Source organism: Streptococcus devriesei DSM 19639 (assembly GCF_000423725.1).
GTDB classification, from domain to species: Bacteria; Bacillota; Bacilli; order Lactobacillales; family Streptococcaceae; genus Streptococcus; species Streptococcus devriesei.
This window is the reverse complement of record NZ_AUIN01000018.1, coordinates 15,536-35,602: the sequence shown is the minus strand read 5'-3', so window position 1 is coordinate 35,602 and position 20,067 is coordinate 15,536. Positions and strand designations below refer to the sequence as shown.

General features: G+C 40.7%; 18 protein-coding genes. 1 reads left to right on the top strand and 17 read right to left on the bottom strand.

Features of this window, described 5'->3' with window-relative positions; genetic code table 11:
* Positions 1-210: 210 nt before the first annotated feature.
* The 3 genes from G573_RS0104365 to G573_RS0104355 form a co-directional block, all read right to left on the bottom strand.
* The gene (locus G573_RS0104365; RefSeq protein WP_027975563.1) at positions 211-2,445 is read right to left on the bottom strand and encodes a DNA internalization-related competence protein ComEC/Rec2; all 2,235 of its coding nucleotides are present in this window, start codon (positions 2,443-2,445) and stop codon (positions 211-213) included.
* Positions 2,435-3,097 carry a helix-hairpin-helix domain-containing protein gene (locus G573_RS0104360; RefSeq protein WP_027975562.1) on the bottom strand — a complete coding sequence of 221 codons (663 nt, stop codon included), beginning with the start codon at positions 3,095-3,097 and terminating at the stop codon, positions 2,435-2,437. Before G573_RS0104360 ends, G573_RS0104365 begins: the two co-directional genes overlap by 11 nt.
* 70 nt (positions 3,098-3,167) lie before the next feature.
* Positions 3,168-3,920, bottom strand: a complete 753-nt coding sequence (locus G573_RS0104355) for a lysophospholipid acyltransferase family protein (RefSeq protein WP_027975561.1) — start codon at positions 3,918-3,920, stop codon at positions 3,168-3,170.
* A 437-nt stretch (positions 3,921-4,357) separates the two neighbouring features.
* Here G573_RS0104355 and G573_RS0104350 point away from each other — a divergent pair, with 437 nt between their 5' ends.
* Positions 4,358-5,356 (top strand): GIY-YIG nuclease family protein, encoded by a 999-nt coding sequence (locus tag G573_RS0104350; RefSeq protein ID WP_027975560.1) that lies wholly within the window; start codon positions 4,358-4,360, stop codon positions 5,354-5,356.
* A gap of 82 nt (positions 5,357-5,438) precedes the next feature.
* On the opposite strand, the gene G573_RS0104345 is transcribed toward G573_RS0104350, so the two are convergent.
* The 14 genes from G573_RS0104345 to G573_RS0104260 all read right to left on the bottom strand — a co-directional run bounded on the left by G573_RS0104345 (position 5,439) and on the right by G573_RS0104260 (position 20,042).
* A complete protein-coding gene (locus tag G573_RS0104345) occupies positions 5,439-7,532 on the bottom strand; it encodes a BglG family transcription antiterminator (protein WP_156888795.1) in 2,094 nt (697 codons plus the stop codon).
* Between the two features lie 13 nt (positions 7,533-7,545).
* On the bottom strand, positions 7,546-8,181 hold the full coding sequence (eda, locus tag G573_RS0104340) for a bifunctional 4-hydroxy-2-oxoglutarate aldolase/2-dehydro-3-deoxy-phosphogluconate aldolase (RefSeq protein ID WP_027975558.1): 636 nt from the start codon (positions 8,179-8,181) through the stop codon (positions 7,546-7,548).
* 3 nt (positions 8,182-8,184) lie between these two features.
* The gene (gene dapA, locus G573_RS0104335; protein ID WP_027975557.1) at positions 8,185-9,087 is read right to left on the bottom strand and encodes a 4-hydroxy-tetrahydrodipicolinate synthase; all 903 of its coding nucleotides are present in this window, start codon (positions 9,085-9,087) and stop codon (positions 8,185-8,187) included.
* Positions 9,084-9,704 (bottom strand): SIS domain-containing protein, encoded by a 621-nt coding sequence (locus tag G573_RS0104330; protein ID WP_051175707.1) that lies wholly within the window; start codon positions 9,702-9,704, stop codon positions 9,084-9,086. The genes dapA and G573_RS0104330 overlap by 4 nt, the downstream gene beginning before the upstream one ends.
* 58 nt (positions 9,705-9,762) lie before the next feature.
* The gene (locus G573_RS0104325) at positions 9,763-11,025 is read right to left on the bottom strand and encodes a PTS ascorbate transporter subunit IIC (RefSeq protein ID WP_027975555.1); all 1,263 of its coding nucleotides are present in this window, start codon (positions 11,023-11,025) and stop codon (positions 9,763-9,765) included.
* A 21-nt stretch (positions 11,026-11,046) separates the two neighbouring features.
* The gene (locus tag G573_RS0104320) at positions 11,047-11,331 is read right to left on the bottom strand and encodes a PTS sugar transporter subunit IIB (protein WP_027975554.1); all 285 of its coding nucleotides are present in this window, start codon (positions 11,329-11,331) and stop codon (positions 11,047-11,049) included.
* A complete protein-coding gene (locus G573_RS0104315) occupies positions 11,324-11,785 on the bottom strand; it encodes a PTS sugar transporter subunit IIA (RefSeq protein ID WP_027975553.1) in 462 nt (153 codons plus the stop codon). The genes G573_RS0104320 and G573_RS0104315 overlap by 8 nt, the downstream gene beginning before the upstream one ends.
* A gap of 1,146 nt (positions 11,786-12,931) precedes the next feature.
* Complete coding sequence (locus G573_RS10900; protein WP_037586749.1) at positions 12,932-13,165, bottom strand: hypothetical protein; 234 nt, start codon at positions 13,163-13,165, stop codon at positions 12,932-12,934.
* A gap of 20 nt (positions 13,166-13,185) precedes the next feature.
* Positions 13,186-13,431, bottom strand: a complete 246-nt coding sequence (locus G573_RS10895; protein ID WP_051175705.1) for a hypothetical protein — start codon at positions 13,429-13,431, stop codon at positions 13,186-13,188.
* 265 nt (positions 13,432-13,696) lie between these two features.
* The gene (cshA, locus tag G573_RS0104280) at positions 13,697-15,256 is read right to left on the bottom strand and encodes a degradosome RNA helicase CshA (protein ID WP_027975551.1); all 1,560 of its coding nucleotides are present in this window, start codon (positions 15,254-15,256) and stop codon (positions 13,697-13,699) included.
* Positions 15,257-15,448: 192 nt separating this feature from the next.
* A complete protein-coding gene (locus G573_RS0104275) occupies positions 15,449-17,251 on the bottom strand; it encodes an SH3 domain-containing protein (RefSeq protein ID WP_027975550.1) in 1,803 nt (600 codons plus the stop codon).
* A 322-nt stretch (positions 17,252-17,573) separates the two neighbouring features.
* Positions 17,574-18,002, bottom strand: coding sequence for a YjdF family protein (locus tag G573_RS0104270; protein WP_027975549.1), 429 nt, complete (start codon positions 18,000-18,002; stop codon positions 17,574-17,576).
* A gap of 210 nt (positions 18,003-18,212) precedes the next feature.
* Positions 18,213-19,349 (bottom strand): low temperature requirement protein A, encoded by a 1,137-nt coding sequence (locus G573_RS0104265; protein WP_027975548.1) that lies wholly within the window; start codon positions 19,347-19,349, stop codon positions 18,213-18,215.
* A 123-nt stretch (positions 19,350-19,472) separates the two neighbouring features.
* Positions 19,473-20,042: a TMEM175 family protein gene (locus tag G573_RS0104260; RefSeq protein WP_027975547.1), complete on the bottom strand. Its 570-nt coding sequence runs from the start codon at positions 20,040-20,042 to the stop codon at positions 19,473-19,475.
* Positions 20,043-20,067: the final 25 nt, after the last annotated feature.

Here is a 20,067-nt window from a genome sequence, read left to right as displayed (position 1 = left end):
TTTTTACTCTATCAGAATACCACAATTTCAGCAGGAAAACAAGAACACCTCCATTTCCCTACTCGGGACGCAGCAAGCCTGTCACAGAATATTCAAAAGCCACTTCTTCCTACAAGATCAGTTATGATTAAAAATCCGGCAGCACATTTACCAGTAAAATCGGCTTCAATCAACAAAGACACCATTAGAGCACCGGCAGCAGTTTTATCTTTATTTCACCGTTTCAAGCGTCCAGTATCGGATTCCTTTAAAACGAAGAGCACCCTGCTGGTCTGTCCGATAAATCTGACTTTTAATTTTAATCAAACGCCTCAAAGTCTCCTGATGCGGGTGCTTGTAGCGATTGTTTTTTCCTGCAGAAATAAGGGTTACTCTAGGCCTGATCTGCTTTAAAAACTTAACAGAAGAAGAGCCTTTGGATCCATGATGCCCTGCCTTTAAAACATCAGCCGTCAGATTGGGATAGGCTCCAAGCAATCGTTCTTCCCCTTCTTTTTCCAAGTCACCTGTAAAAAGAAAACTCAAATTTAAGAGCCTGCCATAGAGGACTAGCGAATCATTATTACCGCCATTTCCCGTTTTAAAAGGATAAAGTACCTGCAGCTGACTGCCCATAATAGGAAGCCGGTCTCCAGCCTTAAGAACAGCTACTTTAAGCTGCATCTTTTTTAGTTTAGCTGCAAAATCAGCCTTGGTCAGACTGCCGGAGCTAACCAAAACTTGCCCGATTTTAAATGTTTTTGCGACAGTTTCCATATCGCCTATATGGTCAGCATCAGTATGTGTGAGAACCAGCTGATCAATTTTACTGACACCGCGGCTTTTCAAATAAGGAATCAGGGTTCGCTCAGCATTAGCATCGCTCACACGCTGCTGCCACTCAGCCGGCTTAGCAAAAGACACTCGGCCTCCTACATCAATTAGAATTGTCTTCCCTTTTATATCTCGTAAAAAAATACTGTCTCCCTGTCCGACATCAACCATGGTAACCTCATTAGTCAAGGGATTTTTTGCAGTCAAAAATAATAAAGCAAGAAAAGCAGTCAATACAGCAGCTAGCGGCTTTTTCTTTCGATAATCATGCAGCAGTGCCAGAGTCAGCAAAATAAGCACTAACAGTAATAAAGACGGTTTTCCCAGAACAAACGGACGGCTGAAGATCTGGTTAATATAAAGAATGAGCCGCTCTAAAACGATGAAAAATAAATTAACATTTGTCAATAATATAAAAGGTGATAAAAAGAAAACGATGGTTAAAACCGGCAGGATAAGACCATCAAACACAAGGGAAAAAAGCGCTGTTAAAAAGACTGACAGAGGCTGAAAACTGCTGAAATACCACATCAGAAGCGGCAAAACACCCAAAGACACTGTCAGCATCTGAGCACCCCATCGCTTGGGCTGAGACAAATGCTGAAAATCGATCATGCTTAAAATAAAAGCATAAGCAAAACTGAGCACTCCGCCTGCTGTTAAGAGAAAGTGCGGCATGATAACAAACATGGTAAATACGGTCACTGCAAAAGTGTCCATCTTTGTAAAACCAAAGTTAGACAGGTTACTCTGCAGCAGACTGCGGACAACAGATACTGAAAAACCTGTTAACCCGGCATAGATGACAGAAAAAGGCAGCTGCAGCCAGTTCATATAATCCCGTCTCACGCCTAAACGCAGACCCAGGTAGCGAAAATTACCGATAAAAAAGCCAACTTGCATACCTGATAGGGCAAAGAGATGGATAATGCCTAAGCTGGAATAAATATCACTCATTTCATCAAAAGACTTGTCCAAATAGCCAAAAAGCAGGCCGGTCATATAATGGCGCATTGGAGCTGGAAATTTTTGCTGGATAAACACCAAAGCCCGGCGCCGCCATTCATGCAGCCTCTCAACCAAAGACAAGCCTTGCTCAGGTATCACACTTTCTATTTTTTTAATATTGACTAGGCGGTAGATTTTTTGTGTTTTTAAGTAGCTGCGATAATCAAAACCGTCAAAATTCCGTTGACTGTCAGCTTCAGTCACATCGGAAGCAACCTTGATAACGCTTGTCTGTCTGAGATTCTCAAAGTAACGCTTCTCTTTTTGAGATTTTAAGGTGTAAAAGGCTTGATAGATGCGATGTCCTGATTTGCCTTGAAAACTAAGGCTGTCGCCATTAATACTGATAGTATCCGGAATAATTCTGAGCTCCTCAACCCGTTTAGGAGCATTTTGATAGTCAGATTCTATTTTTTGACAAGACAAGTAAAAATAAAATCCAAAAAACAATAGGAAGAAGAAAGTTCTTAAGCAGGTTTTTCGGTCATACTGGCTAATGAGGAAAATACCGCTTAAACAGGTCAAAAGAGCTGTTATGAACGAAAAACGATAGATTAAAAAATAAATAAGAACAGTCAAAAAAGCCAGATAAATAGGCTTTAGCGGTAACATTTTAATCAACACTCACCAAATCCTTCAGCTTTTCAAAGGTTTTATCTCCAATACCGGAAATATTTTTTAAGTCTTCTATGGACTGAAAGCCGCCATTGGTCTCACGATAATCAATGATGTCCTGTGCCCGTTTCTCACCGATACCGGATATCGTTTGCAAATCAGCAAGGCTGGCCGTGTTTAGATTAATCTTATCGTGTGCAGCTGACTGAGAACTAGCACCCTGATTAGCTGCTTCTTTCTGAGGATTGCCAACAACACTGATGTTTTCCCCGATTGATGCAACGTAAATAACAGCCTCATCCTGCAGCTTTTGCGCAAGATTGACTGACTTACGGTCTGCTTTTTCAGAAAAACCGCCGGCCTTCTCAATAAGGTCATTAACACGGCTGCCGGCCGGCAAACTGTACACCCCTTGGTTCTTTACGGCACCTTTGACATCGACCATCATTGTTGAAGATGCTTGAGATTTCTTCTTATTTTGCGAACGGACTGACAAAGTCGTTGCCGAGAAGGTCTGTTCCTGTGAATGTGACCAATTATTTTTATCTGCTTTTCCATTTGAAGAAAGAAAATAAAAACTCAGTCCCAAGGCAGCAAAAACAGCGACTGCTGTAAGGAGCCACTTGTTTTCTCTACATTTATCCAGAATTTCCTCTACCATGTCACCCTCCTTACTTCTTTATTCGCAGAATACAGAAAAAACTTACCTGCTTAGGGTAAGTTTTTTTACTTTATTTCAGATTTTTTTCCCGATGTTTTTCCGGATTCCAGACAAAGCTGGCAAACCAAGAAAACAGGTAGGTTAAGCCCAATATCACAATCACCAAAAGCATAGCAGGTATGCGGTAAATCAGGCTCCACCAGCTCGGACGGCTGTCATCCTTAAAGGTTGCCGTTTCTGCATCTATCTGAGCAAATTCCTTCTCAATGCGACGTGAAACCGTCTCAATTCCTTCGTCATTCATCCGCTTAATATCCGAAATATCAATAGGGTTGCCAAAAGCTACATCAATCCTGTCGTGCTTAAGCAGCCCTTTAATTGAAGTGGGCCCGGCATAAGCTGCCGGCATGATTTTAACCTTACTGGTTTTAGCAATGACTGCAGCGCCGCCCTTAACATCAGAAGAATGGCGGCTGCCGCTTGGAAACATAATAAGAGAACGATCACTCTTTCTAAGCATTTTCACAGGATAGCGAATAGCTTCCGTTCCCGGATTTTCCCGATCAATAGGAAAGGCTCCGCACATTCGAATCCACCAGCCAAAAGCACGATTGCCAAAGAGTTCCTTTTTAGCCATGAAAATAAATTGCTTGGGACGAGCTGCAAAAGCTATAAAAATCGGATCCCACAGTGTGCGGTGAGGCGCCACTAAAACATAATTTTCATCTTGAGGCAGGAGCTTATTGCGATGATGATAATGAATGTTGCCATTAGCTGCCCAAATTAAAAAGACCAGCAAAGAGCGCAGATACGTGTAAAGCACTGAAAATTCTCCTTTAATTAAGATACAAAGGGCGTTTCAAATCCGTATAAAAATAGGAAACGGACGCTGTGCCGCTAAGACACAAGGACGTTTATCTTTTTTACTAGGATTTTAGCCCGTGTTCAATTACATAAGATACAAAGGGCGTGAAGAAAGCGAGAAGAAAATAGGAGGCTGACGCCATGCGCTTGCGCATAAGGCAGGCTGTCTTTTTCTCGACGCTTTTAGCCCGTGTTCAATTTTGATAACACAGTAATGATTTCATTATATCAAAATTTAACATTTTTGACAGAAGAATTATTCCAGAGCTGCCATTTGATTTATCGTTAAACTATTTGTCAGACTTCTGAAAAACTATTGCGTATGACAAGAATTTCGACACCCGTGACAGATTGAAGCGACAGACAAGGCATTATTTTTTTGCTATAATAAGTCCTATGAAAACTCCTCTTTTAAAGAAAAAAGAGCGGATTGATCAGCTCTTTTCTACCGATGTCAAAATTATTCAAAATAAAGACGTCTTTTCTTATTCTATTGACAGTGTTCTGCTCTCTCGTTTTCCAAAATTTCCATCCAAAGGTCTGATTGTGGACCTTTGCTCAGGCAACGGAGCCGTCGGACTATTTGCTTCAACTAAAACCAAGGCTAAAATTGTTGAAATTGAAATTCAAAAACGTCTGGCTGATATGGGCCAGCGCTCAATCGAACTCAACCAGCTGCAAAATCAAGTCAGCATGATTAACGACGACTTAAAAAATCTCATGACCCATGTTCCCCGCTCCAAAGTCGATCTCATCCTTTGCAATCCGCCTTATTTTAAAGCAAGCGAGACATCTAAAAAGAATGCCAGCAGGCACTACCTTTTAGCTCGCCATGAAATCACAACTAATCTTGACGAGATTTGCCGCATCAGCCAGCAGGCGCTTAAAACCAAGGGGCGGCTGGCGATTGTGCATCGTCCTGATCGCTTTCTTGAAATCATTGATACTTTGAAAAAATACAAGCTGGCGCCAAAGCGCATCCAGTTTGTCTATCCTAAGGCTAATAAAGATGCCAATATGCTGCTGATTGAAGCGATTAAAGACGGCTCCCCCGATGGTATGAAATTTTTGCCGCCTTTGATTGTCCATAAGGATAATGGCGATTATACCGACGAGATTCATCATATTTACTTTGGCAAGAATCACAGAGCTTATATGTATGTCCTTGAGTGTGCTGACGGCAGCCTCTACACCGGCTATACAACCGATTTGGACAAACGCTTAGCCACGCACAATGCCAGCAAAGGCGCCAAGTACACTAAATCCAGACTTCCCGTCAAACTCCTCTATCATGAGACTTTCAATCATAAAAATGCAGCCATGAGCGCTGAAGCCAAGTTCAAACGCAAAACACGGCAGGAAAAGCTGGATTATATCGCAAAACATACTAAATAAGGAACAGAACAAGGACTTGATAATTGTTTCAAGTCCTTTATTTTATGGTAAATCAGACTATTGATATTTAAAGTCTTACTGCCTAAATGTCCGCAGTTTTGAAGATTCCCTTGTCATTTACTGACAAAAATTCCTGCAGGGTGTGATAAACCTCTAAGTTGGTGCGACACTTCTTTAGATCACGCAGGAGTGATTCGCTCTCACAAATTTTTATAATATTTTCAATAACTCCAATGTGCTGATAAGTATCAACCGCAGCCAGCATAAATAGTAAAGAAACTGACCTTCCAAGAAAATCAAGATCATTTTGAAAAACAGATAGGGCTACACCCAATTTTTTTACGCCGTCTTCAGGTTTAGCATGCAATAAAGCAACTCCTTCAGAAATAACCATGAAAGGCCCATATTGATGTAAATGATCCATAATTGTGTTGGTATAGCTGTGCTCAATACAGTCTGTTTGATACAAAATATCGCCTAAGTGCTTAACTGACTTTTGCCAAGAAACCTTATTTTTCTGGACCAAAATATTCTCAGCCCTTAATAATTCCATTAACCCCAGAGTTTTAGAAACTTTTTTCACCTCAAAAGGAAGCTCCGCTGATGATTGCTGGGACATAAATCTTGTCAGCTCCTTTTCCAGAGATTGTTCATCCGTTATCTTCGTATGGCTTCTAATAATCGTCATTAAGGATTGCAAATCTCTGGTTCGCAAACTTTCATTACCATTAACATCTCTGACAAGCTGAGCTCTTTCTTCATCCGTCATAACAGGATTAACCTTATAGACAGGCTTGTGAAATTTTGCAAATTGCAAGTTGGAAACAGTCGTAAAAATAAGTTGAAACTCTTCTTGTAACTGCATTAAATCACTTACCGAATAAGGACCTAAAAAAATGATTGCCGGAAACAGTGTTTTCAACTCTTTTTCTAATATAACTGAGCTTCCTATCCCGCTTTGGCAGACAATTACCGCCTTATAATGAGTTGCCTTCAGCGAATAATCTTGAAGAATAATGGCAAAGTAAAGTGTAATGAAAGATACCTCCTGCTCAGGAATCTCTTTGCCGAATATCGGTTTAAAAAACTGCATCACTTCTTTAGTAATTTGGTAAATATGGTAATATTCCTGAACAATTTTTTCATGAAGAACATTGACTGTCGGCAAGTCAAACAGCACTCGGTAAAAAGCAGGTCTTATGTGGGTGTAGAGCTGCTCATAAACAAACTTTTTATTATCAATTTCAATCCCCATGATAGATTCAAAACGCATTAAACACTGATCTGCTACAAAATGTATCAGTCCTTGATCTGAAAAATGTGCATGGGGATCCCCATTTCCTGAACTTAATATTAGACTGGCCACAAACATCTGGGCATATTGATTTTCAATATTCAGCTCTTTCAATAATTCGCCGGACAATTGATACTCTTTGAGCTCTTTTATTAGGGCCAAATCCGCTTCATCATACTGAAATAGCCCCTTAGCTGTCATCCTTGGAATATTGAGTAAAATTGAATAGTAAAGTTCATTTGATCTGCTTTCAGGTAGCTGCAATCCATATTTTTTTAAAAGCTTAGTGATCTTCAGCCTTAAATTATCTTTGCAGAGTATTTTCTCATTAACTACAAAATACCGATAGAAGAAATCAAGCTCTTGAGTGTTCAAGTCCTTCAAAATACATTCTAAGACATAATACCTTATTTCCGACTCAAGCCCAACAAGATGATAACCAATTTTTCTAGAATACTCAATTTTTATACTCTTCTGCTTTAGATCATCTTCTAATTTTTTTAAATCATTCATGAAGGTAGACTTGCTGATTGACATTGAACTTAAAAAATGATTAACAGATAAGAAATCATTAACATAATAATAAAGCATGAACAGAATATATCTTTTTCGTTCTGCTGTGTTTAAGTCATAGTTTTTAAATATCTTATCATTTTGCAGAAAATCAATGGAAAACTGAGAGCTTTGGGAGGATAAAAAGATGAGATCATTTTTTATTTGAATGACCGGTTTGTGATTTTCAATAAAAATAGCATTCAGTTTTTCGATGGCATAGTTTAATTGGTTGCTTGTTAATGAGAGTTTGCTTAAAAGTGTATTTTTAGAGATACAGTTTTTTTCGATAAGTTTTTCAATCACTCTTCTAGTTCTTTGATCTATCAAAACTCTTTCCTCATTAAGATTTATTTTTAAAGTTAGAGACAATTGCTCTTATTTTTCCAGCATTTTCAGCGATTTCTGCCTTGCTTCCTTTGGTTAACAGGGTTCCAATGCCAAGACAATCAACCCCTTGCTCCAGCCAATCTACGATATTGTCTGTGTTAGCGCCGCCTGATGATAATATTGGAACATAAGGCAAAGGCACCTTAATAGCTGAGACAATTTGAGGTCCAAAAAAAGCAGAAGACGGGAAAGCCTTAATCATATCAGCTCCTGCTGTCAGGGCATCAACTACCTCAGAAAGGGAAAAACATCCCGGCATATACGGAATATGATATCTGTTACAAATGCTGGCAACACTGCTGTTAAAGTTAGGTGCAATAATAAACTGTGCACCTTTTATCATGGCCTCTCTAGCCGTTTCACTGTCTAAAACAGTTCCCGCTCCAAGCAGCAAATCATCACCGTAAATAGCGTGCAGCTTTTCTATTATTTCTCCGGCATTGTTGTTCGTATAGCTGATTTCCAAAATAGAAACTCCGCCTTCTAAGCAGCCCTCAGCTATCTCCTTAGCCCGCTCCAGTGTATCAACACGGACAATTGCCATAACCTTTTCTTCATGAATTCGATTTAATACTGCTAATTTTTTCATCACTTACTCCTTTGTAAATTCAAGTTTTTCAACAGCCTTATAGGTATTCAAAATCTTTTTTATCTCATCGTGAAATTCTGCTGGAGGCGGTAAAACCGGCAGCTTCGGAGAACCAACCTGATAGCCTATTAAATTCATGGAATATTTCAGGACACTAGGCACAGTTGATAATTTTAGAAGACGTCGAAAATCTTCAATACTGTTTTGCAGTTTTAAAGCTTTTTCCAGCTCATTGTTCATAAAAGAATTATAAATGCCAACATCCGTTCTTGTCAGAACATTTGATGTCGCTGCCACAGCTCCATCAGCCCCCAGTTGCAGACCTGCTAAAATTTTAGAATCAGACCCAACTAAAACAGCAAAATCATCCCGATAATTATTTTCTATATAAGCTTTTAGCTGCTGTAAATCTCCGCTGCTATCCTTAATGGCAATAATAGACGGAATTTCCAGCAATTTTTGATAAACATTTTCTGAAATATTATTGCCCGTATTTGCGGGAATATTATAGAGAATAATCGGCAGCGAAAGAGCATGGGCGATTTGTTCATAGTGATTTATCAATTCTCTGTCGCTCAATGCTACCAAAAAAGGAGTGATTATTGACACCGCATCTATTCCCAGTTCTGCAAATCGATTTGAATTGGCAATAACCTCAGCAGTGGAAATACCACCCGAACCTGCAAAAACTGGGACACGTCCTCTTGCTTCCTTAACAACAAGAGCAACCAGTTTCTCCTTTTCTTCCTTACTTAGAGCATAGAACTCCCCGTTCGTTCCTAGGATAAAGAGTCCGTCTACCCCCTTTTCGATGAGACGGTTAACCAAGCGGCAAGTCGCAGCTTCATTAATGCCATTTTCATCTAAAGGAGTGACCATTGCTGTAATAAGCCCCTTAATCTTCATGACTGATCCTCCGTTTTTAATTGTTTTCTGACTGAATCGCCTAGCTGTCCTCCTGGGTGCCACTTGTAGTATTTTTCCATTGTTAAGTCTGATGCTTCTTGAAGCAAGATTGATAGGCATTGCAAAACTGTTACTTCTGCTAAAATAGATAATCTTGGCGGTTTATTAGTTGAATCTCCTTCGCTCATAACACCAGCATATAAAAAAACATCTGATTGTTTTTCCAGCCACGAATCTCTCCCACCGCTGACGCCAATTAATTTGGCACCAATATTTTTCAGAGCTGAAATAGCGGCTTTTAATTCCAAAGTTTCCCCGCTGTTTGAAATAGCAATAACAACATCTCCCTCTTCAACCTGACCGGCTGAACCATGGACAGTCTCAGTAGCATCTAAAAAATAAGCTTTCGTCCCTGTTGATGAAAGCAGGGCCGAAATATATTGAGCAATGTGGCTGGGTTTTCCTATGCCGGTAACATGGACCCGCCCTCCTGCTTTTTTACTAAGCAAAATTAAATTGGCAGCCTTTTCTAAGTCCTCAAGAACCACATTTTTGAGAAAATACTGATAGTTTTCTTCTATTGCGCTAATATAATCTGTCACTGTTTTTGTATTCACACTCAATCCCTTCTTTCTTCTAAAAAAACTTAACAAGAAATCTTGTCAAGTTAAATCATTACATTCCAAACAGACTCAGTAATTTATGAAGCAAAATTCCTGTCACATTATAGTCTACATTTGGGAAAGTCGAACCTTCAATGCCTAAAGAACCATATAGCGGGTAAAGGACAACCGGCAAGAAAGCCAGCAATAAACCAACAACAAAGGAGCCGAGAATAGCTCCTCGCCACCCTCCGGTGGAATTTCCAAACACACCTGCTGTTCCGCCAGAAAAGAAACAGATGTGAGCTGCCGGAATAATAATAACCGGAAATTTCAAGGCGGCCATGACTAAAACAGCTAATAAACCTGCTGTATAAGAAGATAAGAAGCCTACAATGACAGCCGTAGGGGCATAAGGAAAGACTGTTGGCACATCTAGAGCTGGACGAGAATTTGGAATGAATTTTTCAGAAATAGACACAAAGGCAGCAGTTATCTCAGCCAAGAACATTCTAACTCCTGTCATCAAAATGGACATTCCTGCAGTGAAGGTAAAAGCTTGAACAAAAGGAAATACCAGCCAATGAGCTCCTCCGGCTAATTTGTCAGTTGCTCCTTTACCGGCAGCGATAACGGATACATAGAACAATACCAGCATGATAACGGCAACGCCCATCAGAAAATCACGAAAGAAGGACAGCCACTTAGGAAAGTTGATATTCTCTGTCGAATTTTTTTCATGTTTTTTAAACAGTTTTCCAATATAACCTGAAAGAGCGTAACCGATCATGTTAAAGTGGCCGATAGCAGCAGCGTCACTGCCAGTAATCTTTCTCATAAACGGCTGGCAAAGTTGCGGCAGAAAGGCTGAAAAGAATCCCAACAGTGTACCGCCGAGCAAAATAGTGGCTAAATCAGAGAAATGATGAGCCTTAAAGATCAGTGTTAGAACGCAGGCAAAGAAAAGGCTGTGACCTGTCGTAAAGAAAATATTTTTAAAAGGTGTCAAACGGGCAATAATCAGGTTCATAACAAAACCTAAAATAAGAGTACAGCTAGTAGCTAAAGCAAATGAAGTCTGAGCTAAAGCTGTTGCTGCTTCCGGAGAGGCAATAACACCCGTAATTTTAAAGCCTGTTTGAAAGAGCGTATTAAAATTTTGCAGAACTGTTGTCATTAAAGTTCCGCCCGCACTGAACACCAAAAAACCAATAATCGTTTTAAAAGTCCCGCACAAGACATCTGTCATTGGTTTTTTCTGTGCCAACAGACCAATCATAGCAACCAGCCCCAATAAAACAGCAGGCGTACTTAAAAAACTAATGATGAATTTCATAATCACTTTCTCCTTTACGTCTTAATTTTTTTCTTTTAGGGCGGCTTCTAATTTTTCTTTTATTTCATTTTTATCAACAACACTCGTCATGCCGATAACAGTCTGCTTAACGCCTTGTTCACGCAATTCTTCTGCCACATCCACTAGAGTGATTATAAAATCACCGTCAAATCCTGGAACACCATCCAAAGACGAATGCTCTACTTCAACAGGAAGATTATTTTCATTGATAACTTCTGTTACTTTTATTTTCAGCATCAAGCTGGAACCAACACCAGCACGGCACGCTACTAAAGCTTTATACATTTTGGCCTCCTTCGTATTCTTCTAAAAATGTAATAAACTCCTCAGAATTTTCTACAACAGCCATCTCTTCCAGAAAATCAGGGTCCCCAAGCAGATCTGCCAGTTCTGACAGCAATGCAATATGGGAGTGGCTATCAGGAGCACTGAGCGGAAATAAAAATTTCACCGGATCATTGTCCTTGTTACCTGACATGACAGGATGCTTAAGCCTTGTAAAGCCAATTGCCACCTTTTTGGCCCCCAAATGTCCCGGAGCATGAGGCAGAGCAACATGTCTTGTGAGTACAATATAAGGACCTGTTTCATGATAAATTTTAATCACTTCATCAATATATTGCTGCGAAATGGCAGCATCTTCTTTTAGAGGCAGCATGGATTCCCGAATAGCTTCTTCAAAATTATTTACCTCAATATCCAACTGAATAAAGGCTGTTTTTAATTGTTTACTTAACAGTTTAATCCCTCCTTTTATCATTTATCCCGAGATATTTTCTAAATCTATCATATCACTAAATAAAGCGTTTTCTTTCTTAATTGGGTACATCTTTTCCAGAAAAATTTTAGAAAAAATGCACTCACAAAAGCAGAGGGCTAAACGTGAACGAGTTTCGCCAGCCTAAATTTTCAAACCATCAAAAATCCAGACTGCAGCGCTTAGCAAGATAGTCCAAACATAAAAAACTCTCCTGAAACCATTTTGTTTCAGGAGAGTTGATTTTTTATCTGTCACACTTATTGCTCTTATTTTGCAAAATAACTGAGATCCTAAAAAATCCCCCAACACCATGATGCAGGCGGGGATAACGGATTCTTAGGCAAAGTATGAAATACTATTAATTGTTTAAGCATCCCATTTAATTCCAGTATTCTTGATAGGAAATTATAGCCAAGAGATAGGGGCTGTGATTGCAAGTCCTGCAAATCTGCCAGAAGCACAGCACGAATTACACCACCTACGGTAGCACTCGTAATACCAAGTATCAAACCGCCTCCGTCTGATTCAGAAAGATAAGCGATATCCACTGCCACAAAATCATCAAGAAAGTAGCGACAAAACCTCCGATAGGAGAAGACTTCATCACTTTGTTACCATGTTTTTATTTCTTTTCTTCAAAATAATTTGCCCGACAATTGCTGATATAGCACCGATGATTATAAGTGCAATATACTTCATAATTAATCTCAATCGCCTCCCGTTATTAAATACCAACTTCCGCTTGCAACGGCACCGTTAATAATACCTGCTGCTTCTGTTTTTTAGTGTAAAATACTGTAGATACAAAGGCCGAGAAAAAGAAACAGGCAAATAAATGAAACAATAATATGTTTACTGCGGTAAGAAATAACTGCTAAAGCACAGAGAACCAGCATCAATAGAAGTCCAGAAAATCTTTCCATGACATTGTTCTTCCTAATTCTCAGAATGCTTTATTTTTGCCATAATCATGATACCAGCGAAACTCTGAATCAACATCACAATAAAAATAATAAGATTCATATATTTAAAAGGAAAGATTATAGGAATTAACAGCATAAAAGGTAAACTGTCTAATAATAGATGCTGTAATTTTTTTAAAGACATAAAATCACTCCTTATCTTTTAGATCCAAGCTGGAAGTCCTGGAAGGTGAGTTGCCAGACCTGCGAGGGCTGCAGGAACACCGTACTTTACCCCAACTGCAATAGAAGTACCACCTGTTTCCGGTGCGGCTAATGCCGCTCCAACTCCAACCCCAATCCCAGCAAGTGCAGCCAAGATATATCCTTCTCCATCAATTTCAGAAAGTTGGTCTGATTTTAAATTTTCAAATCGTTCAAACGCTAATGAGTTCATAAAAACAACTCCTTACCACATTAGACCCAAGCTGGAAGTCCCGGACAATGAATTGCCAATCCTGCAAGAGCTACGGGAACACCAGCTTTAACTCCAACTCCAATAGAAGAGCCAGCTGTTTCTGGTGCAGCTGCTACCGCAGCAACTCCAACTGCAATCCCAGCAAGTGCAGCTATGACATATCCCCCACCATCAACTTCTGAAAGCTCAGTTTGACCTACTGCCTCAAAATTATCAAAGGCCATTGAGTCTAATGTTGTATTCATAAAATCCTCCTAAAATTTCACAGTAAGCTTATCAACTTACAAGTTTTTTTAATTTTACAAGGAAATATTTCCTTGTAAAAACTATACGTACATTCTAATCCTTAATTATTTCTGATTCAATAGTAATTTGGCCTATTTAATCAAATTGATACTGAAGCACAAAAAGAGAGAAAATTTTCTGACAATTTTTCTTAAACCACTACCTTTATTTAAATTTTTCAAAAAAAACTCTCCTGAAACACATGTTTCAGGAGAGTTTGAAGGGTTATCTGTCACCTTTGTTGCGGATAGTGAAGCCGCTTTGTTTTTCGCTGGAAGTACGATGCGGACGTTTGTTGCCCTTGTTTTCAAAATCCTTGCGGTTCTTGTTGGATACCCGCTTGAATTCACGGCGGCTTCTGTCACGATTGCGGCTGTCACCGTAATCACGACGGCTGCCGCGGCGGTCATCACGACGGCGTCCGCTTCCGCCCTTGCCGCCGCCAAATTTAAAGGGCAGCGGTTTTTCTCTGGCAATTTCGACCTTAGGCATCATTTCCGGATCTTGAACGGTCAGAGTCAGGATATACTGCGCCAGCTCTTCCGATGAAAATTCAGCAGCTAATTTCTGAGCATCATCTGTGAATTTTTCAAAATTAGAACGAATATTATCATCTTCAAAATCACGTTCAATTTTCTTAAGAGCAACTTTCTTAGTAGCATGAAAGGCTTCCTCTGCAGTAGCTGGTTTCATCCCTTTCATGCGTTTTTTGGTCAGATTTTCAATGATTTGCAGGTAGCCCATTTCATTTGGCGAAACAAAGGTAATGGACTGCCCGTGTCTGCCGGCACGGCCCGTACGGCCGATACGGTGAACATAGCTTTCCGGATCCTGAGGAATATCATAATTATAGACATGAGTGACGCCCGAGATATCAAGTCCGCGTGCAGCAACGTCTGTCGCCACCAAAATATCAAGCGTATCATTTTTAAAATCACGAAGAACACGCAGGCGTTTCCCCTGGTCCAAATCACCGTGAATACCTTCTGCACGGTAGCCGCGCAATTTCAAACCGCGGGTCAGCTCATCCACTCGGCGCTTGGTCCGGCCAAATACAATCGCAAGGTCAGGCTGCTCCACATCTATGAGACGCGTCATGGTATCAAACTTTTCCTGTTCCTTGACACGGACATAATATTGGTCAACAAGATCGGTTGTCAGTTCCTTAGCGGCAATTCTGACATGCTCTGGATTTTTCATAAACTGCACGCCGATGCGCTTAATAGCCTCCGGCATGGTTGCTGAAAACAAGAGGGTCTGACGTGTTTCCGGAACCCGGGAGATAATTGCCTCAATATCCTCTAAAAAGCCCATATTAAGCATTTCATCGGCTTCATCAAGGATTAAGGTTTCAACATGATTCAGTTTAAGTGCTTTGCGTTTAATTAAGTCGAGCAGGCGTCCCGGCGTACCGACAACAATATGGGCACCTGATTTCAGAGCCTTAATCTGCTTTTCAATGCTGGAGCCGCCGTAAACCGAACGCACCTTAACACCTTTTTCACGGCCAAAACGAAACAGCTCTTCCTGACTTTGAACAGCCAGCTCACGTGTCGGAGCAATTACAAGCGCCTGCACCAAGTTGCTGGCAATATCAATCTTATTTAAAGTCGGCAGGCCAAAAGCCGCTGTTTTCCCGGTTCCTGTCTGAGCCTGACCAATAACATCTTTTCCTTCCAAAGCCAGAGGAATAGTCAATTCTTGGATAGGTGAGGGCTCAGTAAAGCCGGCTTTTTCAACAGCCGAAAGAATGTCTTCTGTTAGGTTTAATTCTGTAAATTTCAATGGTTTCTCTTTCTAAAAGGCAGTGCGAAGCTGCCTCATTAAACTTATTAGTATGTGCAACCTAATTATTATAACATAAATAGCATAAATTGATAGTTTTTTATTTTAGAATGGAGCAATAACACGTTTTCAAAACAAAAACCTCCGGAAAGTGACGCCGTCTTTACTGCGCTGCTTTCCGGAGGCCTGTTATTAAGCAAAGAGAACATAGCGGCGAATACCACTGTAAGATACATAGCTGAGCCATTGATGACCATCTGCGGTCAGAACCTTATCGTAATTAATGCTTTCACCTGCTCTAAATGTGAATTGGGTTGGGCTGGACATTTTAGCTGCATTTTTCACACTGACTTCCTTGGTAAAGGTATAGGTACCTTGAGCAGGAAGATTTGGTTTTGCTGGTGCCGGCTGACTGGATTGGCCGCTATTCTTTGATGAAAGTACAGCTATTGGAGCATAGCGGCGAATACCGCTGTAGGATACGTAGCTGAGCCATTGATGGCCGTCAGTTTCTAGGACCTTGTCATAAAAGACCTTATCTCCCTTATTAAAGAAGAACTGGGTTGGGCTGGACATTCTGGCTTCATTTTTAACATCTGTCTTGGCTGTGAAAGTATATGTTCCGGAAGCCGGAAGAGTTGACTTAGCCGGTGCTGATGGAGATGGCTTAGCTGTTTCAATAGTCGTTGCAGCAGTTCCGACGCCAATCTGCTGACCGCTGTCCAGCAGGTAGTAGAGGTGAACATGATATTTACCAGTGTTATTTTTATGTTCGCTGATTTTTACAGTAACCTTATAATTGCCATCTGCTGCTTTGGCTGCCTTATACCAAACAATATCATCCTGACCGCTTTGGTCTGACCAGACAGGAACTCTGACTTCTTTAATGGTTTGATTGCTTGAAACCTTAGAAATCAGAACATCAAACTGCTGAGCGGTCTTATTTTGAATGTTAATGCTGCCGGCTGCTTGCGGAGCTGCCGGTTTTGGCTGCGGTTTGGCTGGTGAGGTCAGTGAAGCAATAACCACATAGCGGCGGATACCGCTGTAAGAAATGTAGCTAATCCATTGGTGATTATCCGCAGTCAGAACTTTATCATAATAAACTTGGTCACCCTTATAAAAGGAGAATTGGGTCGGACTGGACATTTTAGGCTGATTTTTCACATCTGCCTGCTTGGTAAAATGATAAGTTCCGGAAGCCGGAAGAGATGGTTTCGTATCTGCAGGTTTTGGCACTGCAGGTACAGAAGACGTTACCCCGATTGGAGCGTAGCGGCGAGTGCCGCTGTAGGAAATATAACTTAACCATTGATGTCCGTCAGTATTCAGAACTTTGTCATAATAGACCTTATCTCCCGCATTAAAGAAGAACTGGGTTGTACTGGACATTTTAGGTTGATTTTTGACGGGCGTTTGTTTTTTAAAGGTATAGTTGCCTTGGAGCGCAAGAGAAACTGCTGAAGCGACTGTCGTTTTTTTCACAGGCTGCTGAACTGCTTTGACACTGACCTTACTGCTAGTGCGAGCTGGAGTGCTGACCGCAGACTTGCTGCTTACAGGAGCAGGCTTTTCTACTGTCTGAGCAGCAGGTTTAACCTCGCTTGTCACAGCAGAAGCTTTGGCTTCGCTGACTGGTTTTGAGGAGACAGCAGAAGGATTTTCAGGAGCGGGGCTGACAGCAGTGCTCGTGTTAGCTGCAGGAACCTCTGCTGTTTGCCTGCTGGTTTCTGCTTCAGCTGTCCTGACAGGTTCATTTTCAGGCTGAACAGCAGCAACTGATGCTGCCTGACTGTCTTGATTAGCTTCAGTTTCAGAAACAGCTGGCTGAGTCACCGTGGTTTCAGCTGTTGAAAGCGGACTTGTCACTTCATCTGCAGAAATATTTTGAGCACCCAGAAACAAGAGACAGCCAATAAGAACAGAAACCGCTCCAAACGAATATTTACGGATTGAAAAACGCTGTGCCTGATGATCTAAATAATTTCTTTTCATGATTTTCTCCTTCTATCCACTTGAGTTTCAGCAAGGATCCCTGCCGTTTAACGGAGCTGCCTAGCTGATTTTTAAAAGTAAGCACGTCTTAAGATTACTTTTTACATCTTTATTGTAACACAAAAGAAATATAACGCAATATAAATGTAATATAATTGAAATATTGTTTGACCTAATCTCACCAATAACAAGCAAGACTAAAACCTCTGTACGCTTTTGCCGCACTCTTTTTCAGCATACTCATCAGTAGAAGAACCTTTTTATCCACTTGTCAATAAATAAAAAGCCGAAACATCTGTCTCGGCCCTTTATTTAAGACACATCAGTGTCCTTTTTTCTTTTGACGGCGCTTTTCTTGCTTTTGCTGATATTTAAGAGCTTTTGCAGCATCGCGCTCCTCTTTGCTTTGCAATCTGCGCTCCTTTTTCAGGCTGTCATGAATCTCCTGCATAGCCATTTGCGCTTTAGTTGAAGTTACAGGCTTTCTTTTTGCCTTATTCATTTCTCGCTGCATGCGCTTGGGATTGCTTTTCTTTGGAGAAAGAGCTGAGCTGTCTGCACTCACATGTGTATTGATATGATCATACCTGCTCTGCCATTTTCCCAAATCTCGATAAATAAAAGCAAGGATATCTTCATCTTTGGGTTCCTTACCAAAAACATAGCGAAAAGCCTTGTACTGCCCTTTAACATCAGCGTATTCTATCAGGGCAGCCCAAAAGGCACCGTCAAAATAAACTGTCATTTTCATGCCAGTCCCTCCAAACTAAGAAACCAAAAAGGTTGATTCCTTTTCAGTTAATAATATTGTAAATGGTATGGGACGACCTTGGAGGGAAGGTTACTGACATCTCACGATGCTTACAGACTACCAACTGCAATGTGTTTTTATACCGCTTCTATTATAGCAAAAAAAGTACGGGCAAATGAACTGAAAATTTCTCATTTAAAATCTTTACTGCTAAGCTTGTCTGGAGAGGTTGAATCTGACCAGCAATGCAGCTAAAACCAAACTGACTGTAAATAAAATGACAATAAGCAGCTGACTGTCTGCTGTCATCAGCCAGCTGAGTAAAAAGCCTGCTGCCAGCACTCCCAGAAGAGCAATCATTAAAGACCTGGTGAAGCTATGACTGGTTTTATTGAATTTTTGGATGCCGTAAATGCCGAGCAGCAGCAGAAAAATGCCCAGATAAATCAAGCAGACAGCAAAACGGTTTTGAGCTTCCTGATGCTCCAAAAAACCAAGCGACACCGTTACAAAACTCAATCCAAAAAAGATAGGATAGTGCCAGTAAATCAAACTATTAACAGCATATTCCTGTGTTTCCAAATCCAGCATGTGGTCAATCTCCACGATATAAACCATAAAAAGACTGGCAACAATCATAAAAATCAAGAAAGATGACAAACTAAGGTGATCGGGTGCAAAGTAATCTGCAATGCCGATAATCATTTCACCAAAAGTGATGATAACAAGAAGAGACAGCCGCTCAGCTAGATGGGGAAAGCTGACAGGAGTAACCCGTTCGTTGATGACTTCCGTTTTATTGTTTGCCAGAATCCCCGGCAAAATCCATGTTGCAATCACACTGACTGCAGCAACGATTAAACCCAGCCTGTAAGGGAGAAATAAGGCAAGCAGCAAGCCCAGCGAACGGCTGCTTAAAATATAAAAAAAGCGTACAATCAAGGCTTTATCTGCCGGATTGTCAGTCTTAAAATACTCGGTAACGTACTGCAGCAAAAGCAAAAAAGAAATAACCGCAAAGGGTCCGTAAAAATAAAGAAAGTTCCGATGGGTAAAGTTACCTGTTACCGAGGTTAAGGAAATCAGCAGCATGCTCATCTGCGCAAACATAAATAAAATATTGGTCAGTGAATTTTTACCGAAACGGTTGGTAAAAACAGTCTGAACCATCCATGAATTAATCATGATCACCATACCGATGGCAAAGGCCCAAAAGGACGCAAAAGGAACAATTCCCCCATGAACATGATGAATCAGAGCCGTTTCCTTGCTGATTCCATAGACAAAAACCAAATCGTAAAAGAGTTCTGTCAGTTCAACTTTTTTGTGCTTAATAAGTGCAGCCATAAATCCTCCTAAATCGTTTAATACGTCATCCTTTCAAGGCAAAAGCATACAGCTGAGCCATTTGGCAGTCAAGGTTTGCTTTGCTCTCTGCCTTGGTTTGCCAGCAGCCCAAGATACCGATGATTATCGTTTGAAGCGCTCTGAGAGCGGTCCAACGACAAAACAGGCCGCAGCTACAACTGAATACATCATCGCCGGCGGATAAACCGTCAGGCTGAGCGCCAACCCAATAAGCTTGACAGTGATATCATAAACCATGGCCCGATTATGGCCGATAGCAAAGTGTTTGGCCTGCGGACTGCTGCTGATATGAGCCAAACCATTATACATCCAAACGTTGGAAAAGCTGACCAAAAGAACAACTAAACCATAAAAGCCTTGAGCCACACTGCTCTCAAAATGAGTCGCTACAATGCTGGTGGCATAAGGGAAAAATGATGCGAAAAACAGCAGGAAAAGCGACTGCCAAGCCTGTTTATTGGTTATTTTTTCCACCTCATGCCAGGATTGGTGGAGATTGACCCACATCGCACCCAGCCAGAAAAAAGAAACCGTATAGGCAAAAAAATTCATCCGCAGATCCCAAAAAGCTGACCAAGATATTGCAGCGGGCTTTTCCAGCTCCAAAATTAAAATGGTCATAATGATAGCCAGAACAGCATCGGTAAAAGCAGTTAAACGTTCTTTTGACATCAAAACAGATAGTCCCCTTTTTCTT

Coding starts and splice junctions, on each gene's coding strand:
- G573_RS0104360 (WP_027975562.1), bottom strand. CDS start 3,097: ATGGTAGAGGAAATTCTGGATAAATGTAGAGAAAACAAGTGGCTCCTT.
- G573_RS0104350 (WP_027975560.1), top strand. CDS start 4,358: ATGAAAACTCCTCTTTTAAAGAAAAAAGAGCGGATTGATCAGCTCTTT.
- eda (WP_027975558.1), bottom strand. CDS start 8,181: ATGAAAAAATTAGCAGTATTAAATCGAATTCATGAAGAAAAGGTTATG.
- dapA (WP_027975557.1), bottom strand. CDS start 9,087: ATGAAGATTAAGGGGCTTATTACAGCAATGGTCACTCCTTTAGATGAA.
- G573_RS0104325 (WP_027975555.1), bottom strand. CDS start 11,025: ATGAAATTCATCATTAGTTTTTTAAGTACGCCTGCTGTTTTATTGGGG.
- G573_RS0104320 (WP_027975554.1), bottom strand. CDS start 11,331: ATGTATAAAGCTTTAGTAGCGTGCCGTGCTGGTGTTGGTTCCAGCTTG.
- G573_RS10900 (WP_037586749.1), bottom strand. CDS start 13,165: ATGAACTCATTAGCGTTTGAACGATTTGAAAATTTAAAATCAGACCAA.
- G573_RS10895 (WP_051175705.1), bottom strand. CDS start 13,431: ATGAATACAACATTAGACTCAATGGCCTTTGATAATTTTGAGGCAGTA.
- G573_RS0104275 (WP_027975550.1), bottom strand. CDS start 17,251: ATGAAAAGAAATTATTTAGATCATCAGGCACAGCGTTTTTCAATCCGT.
- G573_RS0104270 (WP_027975549.1), bottom strand. CDS start 18,002: ATGAAAATGACAGTTTATTTTGACGGTGCCTTTTGGGCTGCCCTGATA.
- G573_RS0104265 (WP_027975548.1), bottom strand. CDS start 19,349: ATGGCTGCACTTATTAAGCACAAAAAAGTTGAACTGACAGAACTCTTT.
- G573_RS0104260 (WP_027975547.1), bottom strand. CDS start 20,042: ATGTCAAAAGAACGTTTAACTGCTTTTACCGATGCTGTTCTGGCTATC.